A 12563-nucleotide genomic window follows, 5' to 3' on the forward strand; every position below is an offset into this window, starting at 1 on the left:
TAACATTTTTTTGTTGCGAGATGACGTAAGGTCGTTTACAATATTAAACAAATAAACAGTGATAAGCATGAAGCACATGCTGTCCCGATTTTTCGGGCAGTCATGTGCTTTTTTTGCGTTTTGGCATCATTCATATCACTCAATTTATTATTTAAGGGGGTTTAAATGGTGGAGGTCAAGTTGTATGCGGTACGTACAGAGCTGGGATGGCAGTCAGGGTTAACGATGGATTGGCGGATGGACGCTTGGTATTGGTTGGGCGAAGGGGGCGGGCGGGATGGTAGGAACACACGGGGGAGCCGGCTGGTTGTTGTGCAGCGACCTGTTTCATTGCCTGTCGGATTAGCGGTGTTGCAGGGATTTAAAGTAGACAAAGAGATGGATAGCTGGGGAAGGACGCGTTGGAGCAGCTACTTTGCATCTGCTTTTGAAAATTATGTGAAGCAAATGAACAGTGAGAAGTATCTATTATGGATGCGAGAGAGATTGGAGGTTACCATTTTGGAGCCGCAGTCCTCTGAACCCGTGTCCGGAGATTTCATCATGGAACGTCCGGATGAGCCATATTCCGCTTATGGAACGGTGCTGCCTTTTCGAACAGAAAGAGCTGCTGAATGGAAGGGTTTAGAGCGTGATGAGAAGGAAGGAGAACTTAGTATTTCTCAGCAGGGACATCAAACAACGACAACACATATATATGATAAGCGTGGATCTAACTATAAACGTGTGATGCATGCGAGTGAAAGGGAGCTGGGAGCGGTGGCTCCCATTTCTTTTTTGCCGAAGTCATGGCGTGAGGGTGTCCGGGAGATGGCAAAAGCACTGGATGGTCGTGCGTTGCTCGAAGTCGAAATGAAAGATTTACTGGAACAACGGGGACTAGGGAGGTTGCTGCTCAACTATAAATCTTTACTTCAATGGGCATGGTTGCAAGGGTGGATTGAATTGCGTAGCGGGATAACGGATCGACCTAAAGGTGAAGAGGAACATATGCAGCGAGGATGGTTTGCTATGTTGAGGCGACGGTTCATGGGCTGGCGTCAGAGCGTTGTTGCGAGCTGTGAACGTTGTGGTAGCAAAGGCGACAAGTTGGAGTCAAATAGCTGCGCTTCCTGTGGTTTGTTACATTGCAGGACATGCACAGCATGTATCAACATGGGGCGTTGTCGCGCGTGTGCGTTACTCGTGGTGGGGGTGTTGACAAGACGTGCGGAATTGAAGTTAGCGATGACAAGGGAGGGAATGGTTGAGCAGATAGTTACGAGTAAGGTAGTAGGGAGTATGTCGGTAGTAGAAGAAGTAGCTTTGAGATCTGAATTCGAAGATAACGCCAAAGGAGTTGTGACAAATGAAGATGTCAGTGGCCAGCTTGGAAAATGGGGACTTGCACCCGCACAACTTGCTGCGAGTGAGGCTGCGCTAAGCTATATTGCAGAAATGAGGCTACAGTCGCGCAAGTCGTGGGGAAATGTCCACGCAGGAGAGGGATTACAAAGTGCAAGGGCTCTTGTTGGTGAAAAGGAGCTGCTAGTTCAAGAGGATGCACATGCGGAGCTACGTTCAGGATCGACAGGCATAGGACGAGCTGCTGTACTTGCCACGAAGGGCTCTTTTTTGTTGTGGGCCGTGACAGGAGCGGGTAAGACGGAAATGATTTTCCCACTCGTTGAAGATGCGTTGCGGCACGGAGGGAAAGTGCTGATCGCGACTCCAAGACGTGATGTCGTGTTGGAGTTGAAGCCACGGATTCAGCAGGCGTTTAGTCAGCATAAAGTGGTGACTTTATACGGTGGGAGTCCCGAGAGGTGGTCGGAGGGACATATTACGTTGGCGACGACGCATCAATTAATGCGCTTTGATGGTGCATTTCATTTGGCCATTATTGATGAGTTGGATGCTTTTCCGTATCATAATGACCCTTTGCTTCATCGTGCAGCGGAGCGGGCTTGCCTGCCAGGAGGGGTGTTTGTGTATTTGTCAGCTACACCGCCAGAGCAAATGCAGCGTGAGGTTAAAGCTGGCCGACTTGCGCACGCCAAGGTCCCTGTTCGTTATCATCGGCATCCGCTCCCAGTGCCACAACGCATTGCAATGCCGAGTGTAAGCAAGTCCCTTAAGGATGGGAGTTTGCCGTCTGACATGCGTAAGGCGATTGAGGCATCAGTGCAGCGAGGCGCTCAGTTGTTTGTGTTCGTGGCTCGAGTTCGTCACGTGGACGGAGTTGTAAGTATGTTGGCACGGCTGATGCCTCACGTGCGAGTGGAAGGCACCTCGGCAGCGGACGAGGCACGTTCTGATAAGGTGACACAGTTTCGTGAACGGCACATTCGTATTCTTGTCACGACGACGATACTGGAGCGAGGTGTAACTGTCCCGAAGAGTGACGTGTTTATTTGGGATGCGGACGATCGTCTATTTGATACGGCCTCGCTTGTGCAAATGGCAGGAAGGGCAGGCAGGTCAAAGGATGATCCGGCCGGGACGGTTGTGTTCGGCTCGGCACAATGGAGTCGTGCGCAGCGGCAGGCCGTGCGGCAAATTGATAGCATGAATCAAATTGCGCGTCGGCAAGGCTATTTGTTGCCTGCGCAGCAGGGTGCAGGTGCCGCATAGGCTTAGAGGGGGCGTAGGCTTCCGAAGGCTTTCGTAGACTGCCACAGGGCGAACTGCTCAGGAGCTGTTGGATAGAAGAAAGGGGGGATAGGTGATGCGGTTTTTTACGAAGCATACGTGGTCGGAGTGGATGCGACGAGGATACAATACTCTTTTTCAACCTGAACTTACAACATGTCAGAGCTGTAGGAAAAATGCTGCTATGCCGTTACAACCGAATCATTTAAGGCAACAGGCTGCCAGCTTTGACGCGAGAGGACAAGTGTTGAAGCTATGGCTGTGCGCAGCCTGCATTGGGACTATTCCTTGGATCCAAGCAGTAGGATGTAAAAGTTGTGGTAGAGCGATCCGGTGTACAGATTGCGAGCGTCATCCTTTGCATGCATGGGGATTAGCAGGTAATCGTAGTGTCGTCCGGTACGATAATCATATGAAGCATTGGTTAAGCCAGTACAAATTTTATGGCCTTAACGTTTATGGTGAAATTATTGGACGAATGATGAGCGTCTCTTATCCAATGCTATTTACCGGATTCATGAACTCCCTAGGAAGATGTACTAGCAATGGGGGAAGAAGCGGGTGGTCCAGTAATTGTATGTTACCTGATATTATTACCTTTGTGCCTACGAGTGAGCAGAGGCTGTATGAGAGAGGATTTAATCAAGCGGAGCAGTTGGCCCAAATCATGGGCCGTACATGGAATCGTCCTGTTGTCCCGTTATTAATGAGGGAGCAAGAAACAGCGAAGCAAAGTATGCAGACGCGAAGCGGGCGTGAACGTAACATAGCTAACGTGTTTCAATTGCGCTCAGATGTGGGGTATGTAGGGCATCTTGAAACAAATAAATGTGGTCATGTGATCAAGGGAATGGGACAGCATGGCAAGCAAAATGATCAGCCTGATGGGATAGTGATGCTGCTCGTAGATGATGTGTATACAACAGGAAGTACGTTACGTGCGTGCGCACGAGAGATTGCGTCTCTACAGAGCGTTATTCGCCGTCCATTATACGTATTGAGTTACACATGGGCCCGAGCGTAGGTGCAATGGATTATCTTGGGCTCAACACCAATAACGGATGCTTTCACGGACAATTTTTTTACACAATCCCACAAAAAAATGTACTCGTGTTGCGGCGAAATATACGTTATGATGTAGGAAAAAGGCGTTCAAGGGGGCTAACGAGATGGAGCTTAGCAATTGTCCTCGTTGCGGACGGCTATTTGCGAAAACATACAGAGATTTATGTCCGACATGTTTAAAGGATATTGAACGAGAATATGAGCTTTGTTCGGAATATTTGCGCAAGTATCGCCAATCTGTCATGCATGAGCTGGCGGAAGCTACGGGTGTAAGTGCACGCCAAATTACACAGTTTATTCGTGAAGGTAGAATATCTGTCTATCAGGCACCTAATGTTACATACACTTGCGAAATGTGCAATAACCAAATTCGTGAAGGGCATATGTGCGACAGCTGTCGTTCACGCTTAATGAAAGATATTGCAGATGTAAAGCAAGAGAGTGGAGCCCCGCCCAAAGCGCAAGGCCAGCATGGTGCATATCGTGCAATCGATCATTCACGGGACTAACCTACATGTTGATACATGTCTGGAAATGAAGTTAAACGGCTTAAATATTCTTTTGAAATAGAGCTAAATATTTCTTGACAGTGGACCGATAATCTTAGTAAAGGTTATCGGTTATTTGTTTTGGAGTAGAGGAATGTGTCTAAACAGATAATAGCAGCGGTAAGCTGCGCTTAATTGGAATGAGGTGATTCTGTTGAAAATCAATGAGACCCAACGTCTTGGAGCTATACAACACTATCAGAAGCAGCATGCAGTGAACCGTTCTACGCAGAAGAGTATGCGAAAGGACGAACTGACCATCTCAACGGAAGCAAAGGTCATGCTCGATGCACAGAATCGAATGCAGGATACAGGACGTACTGAGCGCATTGAGGAATTGAAGCGTGCTGTATCAACGGGCACGTACTTTGTAGAGGCGGATAAGATAGCGGAGAAGATGATGCCGCTCTTTAAGCGTAATGTTGAGTAACGGAGGAACGAGCGTGAGCTTGCAACGATTAATGAATGTGCTCGATCATTTGAACGAGCTTCATCTTCAACTGCTGAGCATTGCTGAAGAGAAGAAAGACATAATCGCACGCAACCAAGTCGATCAATTATCACTGTTGATGACGAAGGAATCGCGTCTACTGAAGCAAGTTGCTGAAGCTGATGAAGAACGAGTGGCTGCGGCACACGCCTTTTTGCAAGAGAAAGGAATTCGCTCGCAATTGAACTTGACGATTTCTGAAATCGCCCGTCTTGTGTTTCAGCCGGAAGAGCGCCTCCGCTTGCAGGAGACGCAGCAACGGCTTTCGGAAACATTGCAGAAATTGAAAGAAAAAAATGCAGTCATTCAGAGCTTACTGCATCAGTCGCTTGACTTTGTTGAGTATTCGCTTAACTTATTTACAAGTCGTCCGGAAGATGATGTGGTATACCAGCACCCTGCACAAGCTAACTCCAAATTGACCAGACGTATGTTCGATACGAGAGGATAGGTCGTTTAGGTTCATTCATATACATTGTCAGTACAGGGCGAATGATTGTTGTTGCAGATAACATATGTGACGAATGTAAGAGAGAGTATTTTTTAGAAGAGAAAGCGAGGAATGCTCGATATGCGTTCTACATTTCATACATTAGAAATCGGTAAACGCGGTATTATGGCTCATCAGACGGCGATTAGCACGACGGGTCACAATATTACGAATGCCAATACACCGGGGTATTCAAGACAAGTTGCAAATATGACGGCGGCTAGGCCGATTGATTTTCCTGGCATCAGCAACTCTTCCAAAAATCCAAACCAACTCGGAATGGGCGTGGAAGTGGACAGCATTAAGCGAGTGCGTGATTTCCTACTCGATATTGAATACCGTAACCAAAATACGGTCAACTCGACGTGGAAAGTAACGCAGGAGACGATGAGTAATATTGAAGGTGTGTTCAATGAACCTTCAAATAACAGTATTGCAAAAAGCGTGTCGGAGTTCTGGAACGCTTGGCAACTACTCAGCAAAAATCCGAGCAACTCGGACTTGTCAGCTCGTACGGTAGTTCAACAGAAAGCGATCGCATTGACGGAAACGTTCGGTCACATTTCTTCACAGTTGAACGTGTTGTCTAACAACTTGACAGAACGCATTAACGTAAAAGTGAATGAGGCCAACAATTATATTGGCCAAATCTCCGAGCTTACGCAAATGGTTAAGCGTATTGAAGGGCTTGGCGATAATGCGAATGACTTGCGAGACAAGCGGGACTTGCTCGTTGATAAGCTATCCAATCTCGGTAATGTACGGGTCATTGAAGGCACCGATGAAAGCTATCAAGTTATGTTCGGCAATGCGCTGGTTGTTGACAATATGGAATCCACGCCAATTGCCATTGGAGACACAGCAGGGTTAACGGATGGAGAAATTAGAGGTTACATCGAATCACGTGATATCCATGTCGCGGAATATAGCCGTCAGCTTGATATTATGGCGAATACGGTCGCTAACGGTCCAGTTGAAGTTACACTTCCGGCAGGTTCTATATTACCTCCTGGTGTAGTCATACAGAATGCGGTTATGGACCCAGCTAATCCACGTAAGTTAATGAACGATACGAAATATACCGTGAACGGCTTGAATGGGCTTCATAAGCTTGGCTACAACTTGCAAACCCCTACACAATCAGGGTTGGACTTCTTTGTAGCTGCGGGTGGCGGAACGACGATTACAGCTAACAATATTCGTATCAACTCCGCTATTGAGGCTGATGTTAAAAATATCGCGGCATCAATGCGGACAGAAAATCGCCCGGGACCAAATAATACGACGCAGGAAGTTGTATTACAGGGTAACGGTGATATGGCGCTTATGATTGCTAGCTTGGCGGAGAAGGTTTACACCTTTACGCAGCCAGGTTCGATTACAAGCTCGGCTACCATTAATGGTTATGTACAATCTGTCGTTGCACAGTTGGGTACAGACTCTGATCACGCCAAAAAGATGTTGCAAAACAGCCAGCTATTGGCGGATCATGCGAATACGCTGCGCCAAGCAGTTAGTAGTGTATCGTTGGATGAAGAGATGTCGAATCTGATCAAATTCCAGCATGCGTACAGCGCTTCTTCCCGCATTGTCACTACAATGGATCAAATGCTAGATAAGTTAATTAACAGTACAGGCGTAGTAGGCAGATAATTAATCTGATAAATGACAAACGGACTATGATCATATAGATGTATAGCTTGTAAGTAGGTAAGAACATGAGGCTACATAGGGAGGTCTGAACAGATGCGTATTACACAATCGATGATGAGCAGCACGATGATGAAAAACTTGCAGAACAATTTCCACCGTCTGGACAAATATCAGGAGCAGTTGATGACGAATCGTCAGCTAAATAGACCATCTGACAATCCTGTTGGTGTAGCTAGCGCTCTGCACTATCGTGCGGAAATTAGCTCCACGACACAGTTTGAGGAAAATACTCAGGATGCGGAGTCGTGGCTGAAGTATACAGACACAGTAATGAATGAAACAACGCAAATTATGCAAAAACTATCTGAGCTAGCTGTACAAGGCGGAACGGACACGGTTCCGCCAGATGCTCGTAAAAATATTGCGCAAGAAGTATCGCAATTGTATGATCATTTAGTATCACTTGGCAATGCTCAATTCAAAGGGAAACATATTTTCAATGGCCAGCGTATTGAGCAGCCACCATATCCAGCTGATCCGGCGAACCAAGCTTATGAGCTTGATCAAGGGGTGTTTCAGTATCAAGTTGGAGCAGGGATGTACGTGGATGTAAATACCGTAGGCGACAAGATTTTCGGGAAGTCCACTGATGCGAACAATATGTTCAAAGTCGTGGATAACTTTAAAAAAGCTCTGGAGTCTAACAATACAGGAGACATTCAGGCTTCTATTCCTAAACTGCAATCATTTATTGAGACTATTGTTACCGCACAGGCAGAAGTAGGGGCTAAGCAAAATCGCTTGGAGTTTACGACAAGTCGCTTGGAAGATCTGAACTTGAATTATATTAGTTTGCAATCCAAGACAGAAGATATTAATATGCCCAAAGTCATTACCGAGCTGAAAACAGCTGAGGGTATTTATCAAGCTTCGCTGGATACAATTGCGCGTATATCCCGCCCGAGCTTGCTAGATTTCCTTCGTTAAGGTGATCGCCTATGAACATGCCTCGTATCCAAATTCAACAGCAGTTTTCACAAATTGGGTTGCAGAGAGAGCTGGGGAAGCATTCCATAGAACAGCCTCGCGCTGAGCTTAATATGCATCAAGAGCAAGTGAAAGTTGAACTGAGTAGAACGGACGGGAAGTTGGACATTGACGCACGAAAAGCATGGTCGGCACTGGGGAAAGCAAAGTTTGAAGAAACAACGGATCGTATTGCGCAACAATCGTTGCAAATATCGATGCAGAACATAGCTTCGCTTGCACAAGAAGGCGATCGAATGATGGCTTTCCATAAAAAAGAGAACGCGTTCGCGGAAATTGCAAAGCAGCGTATGTTTAAACAGTTTCCTATCGACATAGTAGGAGAGGCAAAGTACGATAATGTAGATGTAACATATACCGCGGGTTCTCTACAAACGAACTGGAAGTCTGGACGCGTTGAACTAAATGTGCAGACGAAAAAGCCTATTATAGATTACTACCCTGGTAAAGTTAATCCTTACTTGATACGTCAAAATTTCATTTTTATGTCAGCGACAGGCCAGCAGCTTGACGCGATCGTATAATTATAATCATTATTATAGCTATAAGGAACTTTGTTCTTATAGCTATTTTTTTTGGAGGGACAGCATCATGCAAATTCATTCAACACGTCTAGGTCAACTTGATGTAGAAGAAACGGATTTATTTCATTTTGTGAGTGGAATATTAGGTTTTCAAAACTATAAAAAATATGTGTGGTTGCCTGCAAACAATTCAGATACGCCGTTTGATTTGCTACAATCTGTGGAAGACGAACAATTGACGTTTATCTTATCTGAACCATTTACATTTGATAAGGATTACTCCTTTGTTCTAAATGATGACTGGAAGAAAAAGTTATGTATTGAAGCAGAAGAAGATATATCTGTACGTGTTATTACAACTGTACGCTCTCCAGAGGAGATTACGGCCAATTATAGGGCGCCGTTAGTTTTTAATGTGAAAAAAAGATTAGGGGCTCAAATCATATTAGATGGATCTGAATATGATTTGAAGCATCCGATTACCTTGGTTTAGGAGGTGGATTATGCTTGTACTGACTAGAACAAAAGGGCAAAAAATTATGATCGGTGATCAGATTGAGTTGACGGTGGTAGAAGTTAATGGAGATCAAGTGAGACTTGGTATTAAAGCACCTAGTGATATTTTAGTTTATCGCGAGGAGATATATAAGGCTATTCAAAGCCAAAATCAAAGCGCGGCTATCATTGATTTGAATTCCGTAGAGTGGGCTAACTTAGGAATCAAATTACCTGAAAAAAAATAATGAATTTTTTTTCGATAGCTCTAAATAAATAAATAATATTGCCGATAAATATATTAATGAGTTGATAGATGTGATTTCGACAGTCGTCGAATTGCACAATTACTCAATAAGGGTGTAGCAAGGATGCGATCACCAACTTTCTAATTCCAAGGAGGAAATACATTATGCGTATTAATCACAACATCAGTTCTTACAATGCTCACCGTCAATTGACTATCAACAACGGTCAACAAAGCAAATCTTTGGAGAAATTGTCTTCCGGTTACCGTATTAACCGTGCAGCTGACGATGCAGCTGGCTTGGCAATCTCCGAAAAAATGCGTAACCAAATCCGTGGTTTGGAGCAAGCTTCCAAGAACGCATTGGACGGTATCTCCATGATTCAAACAGCTGAGGGTGCATTGAACGAAACACACGCTATGCTTCAACGTATGGCTGAGTTGTATGTTCAAGGTGCGAACGAAGTTTTGACAACGACAGATGCTGCTAAGATCGACACTGAAGTAAAAGCATTGTCCAATCAAATTGATGCAATTGCAAATCAAACGCAATTCAACACTAAGAAATTGCTTGATGGTTCGAACACATCGGTAATCTTCCAAGTGGGTGCAAACAAAGATGAGACAATCACATTGAATCTTGAGAACATGAAGGCTGCTACACTTGTAGTTGATGACGCTGCTTTGACTGATCTTAAAGATGCAACTACAGACTTGAATGCTAAAGCTAAAGCAAACTTGGAATTGGTACAAACGGCTATTAACACCGTTTCTAACACACGTTCCAACTTGGGTGCTGTACAAAACCGTCTTGAGCATACAATTAACAACTTGGGTACAACTGCAGAGAACTTGCAAGCTGCTGAGTCCCGCGTTCGTGACGTTGATATGGCTAAAGAAATGTCTAAGTTCACGAAGAATAACATTCTTCAGCAAGCTGCGACTGCGATGTTGGCACAAGCAAATCAACAGCCACAAGGCGTACTGCAATTGCTCCGTTAATGAGCTGGAGAAGCCGGCCGGGAATCCGGTCGGCTTTTTTATAGTTTTATATAAGTCAGTGAAACATACTAATTGGAAGTGGAGAACGGTTATATGAAGGTGGATTCAGTTTCACTATCCTTGCCCGTTAAGTCTTTGAAGTCTCAGAGTCTTCAGCACACTCCTCTAGCGAAATTAGAACAACAAACAGAGGGGCATGAACGGAAGAAGATCAATACGCAGGAGCTTATTGATAAATTTAATTCTGCCTTGCGTGATAATAAGACGCATATTAAAGTTCAAATGCACGAACAAACAAACACCATTATGGTTAGAGTTATTGCGGATAATACGAATGAGGTTATTCGGGAAATTCCGAGTGAAAAAATGCTCGATTTTATGTATGAAATGTGCATAAGAGCAGGAATATTTATCGATGAGAAATGGTAGCGAGGAGGGAAATACATGTCGGGTTCAGTTGGGCACATTCGTTTTACAGGAATGGCATCTAATATGGATATTGACAAGTTAGTTTCGGACTTGATGAAAGGCGAGAGACTGCAGCTTAACAAATTAAATCGTAATAAACAATCTGCAATTTGGAAGCGTGAAGCTTATCAAAGTGTCAACTCAAATCTTTTGGCTTTTCGGAATTCTGTAAATTCGCTTCGTTTTGAAGGCGATTTTGCCTCGAAAAAATCAACTTCGTCTGCACCTAACGTTGCAGATGTTGTTTCTACTTCAGGCTCAACAACTAATTCAACATACGCATTAAATGTTAAGACACTGGCTAGATCAGCGTCAATTATTGGCGGGCAGGTATCTACTGCAGTTGATACGCCCGTTACTGAAGGCGGAACGATTACCGTTGAAGGAACAAAGGGCTCATCCCAAATCACTATTCAGCAAGGGACTTCAACCATAGACAGTATTGTAAAAAATATTAATATGGAGTCTGGCAAGACAGGTGTTGCTGCTAATTTTGATAAAAGCTCAGGTCGTATTTTTCTTTCATCTACCGATACAGGGCTTGCTTCCAAAGTGAAAATAACAGACGCAGGGGACACATTTAAAAATATTTTTAATATACCTGCAGCATCTACATTGGAAGCTAAAGGAGCTAACTCTGTATATACTGTTAATGGCTCAGAAGATATTAGTAGTTCTACAAACAATGTCGATATGAACGGGATTAAAATTAATCTTCGTTCCGTTGGAACGACCTCCATCGGAACGATAACAGATACAAACAACGTAATGGACAAAATCAAAGATTTCGTTAAGAAATATAACGAATTGGTTGATACGTTCAGTACATCTTACAAGCAGAAGCGAAATAAAGAATACAAGCCGCTATTAGATGAAGAAAAAAGCTCAATGAATGAAAAACAAACAGAGATGTGGGAGAAGAAAGCTAAAGAAGGTATTCTTTATAACGATCCGATTCTCTCCAGTACATTGAATAGCTTTCGTAATGCGCTCAAGCTACCTGTAAATGGGGCGTCCGATACAATGAATATGCTTTCTGATATCGGGATTACCGTTGAGTCCGACTACAAGCAAAACGGAAAGCTCAAAATAAACGAGAAAAAGTTACAAGAGGCACTTGATAACCGTCCTGATGATGTTAAAGCATTGTTTATTAAAACACCGACTACAGCTGCAGATATCCCGGCTACTCCGGGGAATGTTAAAAAGAGACGTGAAGAATCGGGGATATCTGAGCGTCTTTATGCCGAGCTTGACATTCAAATGAAGCGCTTGACTAGAACGATGGGTTCAGGAACTTCGCTTGAAGCTCTTGACGATAGTGTTATTGGTCGTGAACTGAATACGATCAAGAAGGCGCAAGATAAATGGAAAGTAAGGTTACAAGATATTGAAGCCCGGTACTATAAGAGATTTAATGCTATGGAAAAGGCTATGCAAAAGTTAAATAGCCAAGGTAGCTGGTTAAATCAACAGCTTGGAAAGATGTAAAAAAGATTGACTGATGGAGAGGATAAAAAATGCAAAACGCGAAACAGATGCAATATTTGAAAGTTCAAGTTGAAACAGCAAGTCCCGGAGAATTGACATTGCTGTTATATCAGGAGATAGTCAAATCATTGCTTCGAGCGAAGCAGCATTATTCTCAACATCAGTTCGAGGAAATGAATCATATGATTCATAAGGTCCGAAGTATTTATAGTGAGCTAATTGTGACACTAAATATGGACTATCCCATATCTAAGGATCTTTTCCAGTTATACATGTTTTACCAGCAGCAATTAGCACATTTCATCGTTAAGCGCGATGAACTAGTGCTAGAGGATGCGATAGAATTCTCCAAAGGTATGGTAGAAACATGGAAGTTAGCTTTACAACAACTTAAAAAGGTCGAGATTTAGCT

General features: G+C 43.9%; 14 protein-coding genes. All 14 read left to right on the forward strand.

Annotation, left to right across the window (positions count from 1 at the left end):
• Positions 1-165: 165 nt before the first annotated feature.
• The 14 genes from KIK04_RS12260 to fliS all read left to right on the forward strand — a co-directional run bounded on the left by KIK04_RS12260 (position 166) and on the right by fliS (position 12561).
• On the forward strand, positions 166-2613 hold the full coding sequence (locus KIK04_RS12260; protein ID WP_232278497.1) for a helicase-related protein: 2448 nt from the start codon (positions 166-168) through the stop codon (positions 2611-2613).
• Between the two features lie 94 nt (positions 2614-2707).
• The gene (locus tag KIK04_RS12265; protein ID WP_232278498.1) at positions 2708-3655 is read left to right on the forward strand and encodes a ComF family protein; all 948 of its coding nucleotides are present in this window, start codon (positions 2708-2710) and stop codon (positions 3653-3655) included.
• Between the two features lie 145 nt (positions 3656-3800).
• The gene (locus KIK04_RS12270; RefSeq protein WP_232278499.1) at positions 3801-4205 is read left to right on the forward strand and encodes a TIGR03826 family flagellar region protein; all 405 of its coding nucleotides are present in this window, start codon (positions 3801-3803) and stop codon (positions 4203-4205) included.
• A 193-nt stretch (positions 4206-4398) separates the two neighbouring features.
• Complete coding sequence (gene flgM / locus KIK04_RS12275) at positions 4399-4674, forward strand: flagellar biosynthesis anti-sigma factor FlgM (RefSeq protein WP_232278500.1); 276 nt, start codon at positions 4399-4401, stop codon at positions 4672-4674.
• Positions 4675-4687: 13 nt separating this feature from the next.
• Positions 4688-5185, forward strand: a complete 498-nt coding sequence (locus KIK04_RS12280; protein WP_232278501.1) for a flagellar protein FlgN — start codon at positions 4688-4690, stop codon at positions 5183-5185.
• A 120-nt stretch (positions 5186-5305) separates the two neighbouring features.
• Positions 5306-6877 carry a flagellar hook-associated protein FlgK gene (gene flgK, locus KIK04_RS12285; RefSeq protein ID WP_232278502.1) on the forward strand — a complete coding sequence of 524 codons (1572 nt, stop codon included), beginning with the start codon at positions 5306-5308 and terminating at the stop codon, positions 6875-6877.
• Between the two features lie 93 nt (positions 6878-6970).
• Complete coding sequence (gene flgL, locus KIK04_RS12290; RefSeq protein ID WP_232278503.1) at positions 6971-7864, forward strand: flagellar hook-associated protein FlgL; 894 nt, start codon at positions 6971-6973, stop codon at positions 7862-7864.
• Positions 7865-7875: 11 nt separating this feature from the next.
• On the forward strand, positions 7876-8448 hold the full coding sequence (locus KIK04_RS12295) for a DUF6470 family protein (RefSeq protein WP_232278504.1): 573 nt from the start codon (positions 7876-7878) through the stop codon (positions 8446-8448).
• Between the two features lie 67 nt (positions 8449-8515).
• Complete coding sequence (locus KIK04_RS12300; RefSeq protein ID WP_232278505.1) at positions 8516-8941, forward strand: flagellar assembly protein FliW; 426 nt, start codon at positions 8516-8518, stop codon at positions 8939-8941.
• 10 nt (positions 8942-8951) lie between these two features.
• Entirely contained in the window at positions 8952-9191 is a 240-nt protein-coding gene (csrA, locus tag KIK04_RS12305) for a carbon storage regulator CsrA (RefSeq protein ID WP_232278506.1), read from the forward strand.
• Between the two features lie 164 nt (positions 9192-9355).
• Positions 9356-10192 (forward strand): flagellin N-terminal helical domain-containing protein, encoded by an 837-nt coding sequence (locus KIK04_RS12310; protein ID WP_232278507.1) that lies wholly within the window; start codon positions 9356-9358, stop codon positions 10190-10192.
• A gap of 93 nt (positions 10193-10285) precedes the next feature.
• Positions 10286-10621, forward strand: coding sequence for a flagellar protein FlaG (locus KIK04_RS12315; RefSeq protein ID WP_232278508.1), 336 nt, complete (start codon positions 10286-10288; stop codon positions 10619-10621).
• Between the two features lie 15 nt (positions 10622-10636).
• The gene (gene fliD, locus KIK04_RS12320; RefSeq protein WP_232278509.1) at positions 10637-12151 is read left to right on the forward strand and encodes a flagellar filament capping protein FliD; all 1515 of its coding nucleotides are present in this window, start codon (positions 10637-10639) and stop codon (positions 12149-12151) included.
• Positions 12152-12180: 29 nt separating this feature from the next.
• Positions 12181-12561: a flagellar export chaperone FliS gene (gene fliS / locus KIK04_RS12325; protein ID WP_232278510.1), complete on the forward strand. Its 381-nt coding sequence runs from the start codon at positions 12181-12183 to the stop codon at positions 12559-12561.
• Positions 12562-12563 lie beyond the last annotated feature (2 nt).

Origin of the sequence: Paenibacillus sp. 481 (assembly GCF_021223605.1) — a bacterium.
Taxonomy (GTDB): Bacteria; Bacillota; Bacilli; order Paenibacillales; family Paenibacillaceae; genus Paenibacillus_B.

Bases quoted from the DNA above. Each gene is read 5' to 3' on its own strand.
- KIK04_RS12260 (WP_232278497.1), top strand. From the start codon at position 166: ATGGTGGAGGTCAAGTTGTATGCGGTACGTACAGAGCTGGGATGGCAG.
- KIK04_RS12265 (WP_232278498.1), top strand. From the start codon at position 2,708: ATGCGGTTTTTTACGAAGCATACGTGGTCGGAGTGGATGCGACGAGGA.
- KIK04_RS12310 (WP_232278507.1), top strand. From the start codon at position 9,356: ATGCGTATTAATCACAACATCAGTTCTTACAATGCTCACCGTCAATTG.
- fliS (WP_232278510.1), top strand. From the start codon at position 12,181: ATGCAAAACGCGAAACAGATGCAATATTTGAAAGTTCAAGTTGAAACA.
- flgK (WP_232278502.1), top strand. From the start codon at position 5,306: ATGCGTTCTACATTTCATACATTAGAAATCGGTAAACGCGGTATTATG.
- KIK04_RS12270 (WP_232278499.1), top strand. From the start codon at position 3,801: ATGGAGCTTAGCAATTGTCCTCGTTGCGGACGGCTATTTGCGAAAACA.
- fliD (WP_232278509.1), top strand. From the start codon at position 10,637: ATGTCGGGTTCAGTTGGGCACATTCGTTTTACAGGAATGGCATCTAAT.
- flgL (WP_232278503.1), top strand. From the start codon at position 6,971: ATGCGTATTACACAATCGATGATGAGCAGCACGATGATGAAAAACTTG.
- KIK04_RS12295 (WP_232278504.1), top strand. From the start codon at position 7,876: ATGAACATGCCTCGTATCCAAATTCAACAGCAGTTTTCACAAATTGGG.
- csrA (WP_232278506.1), top strand. From the start codon at position 8,952: ATGCTTGTACTGACTAGAACAAAAGGGCAAAAAATTATGATCGGTGAT.
- KIK04_RS12315 (WP_232278508.1), top strand. From the start codon at position 10,286: ATGAAGGTGGATTCAGTTTCACTATCCTTGCCCGTTAAGTCTTTGAAG.
- KIK04_RS12300 (WP_232278505.1), top strand. From the start codon at position 8,516: ATGCAAATTCATTCAACACGTCTAGGTCAACTTGATGTAGAAGAAACG.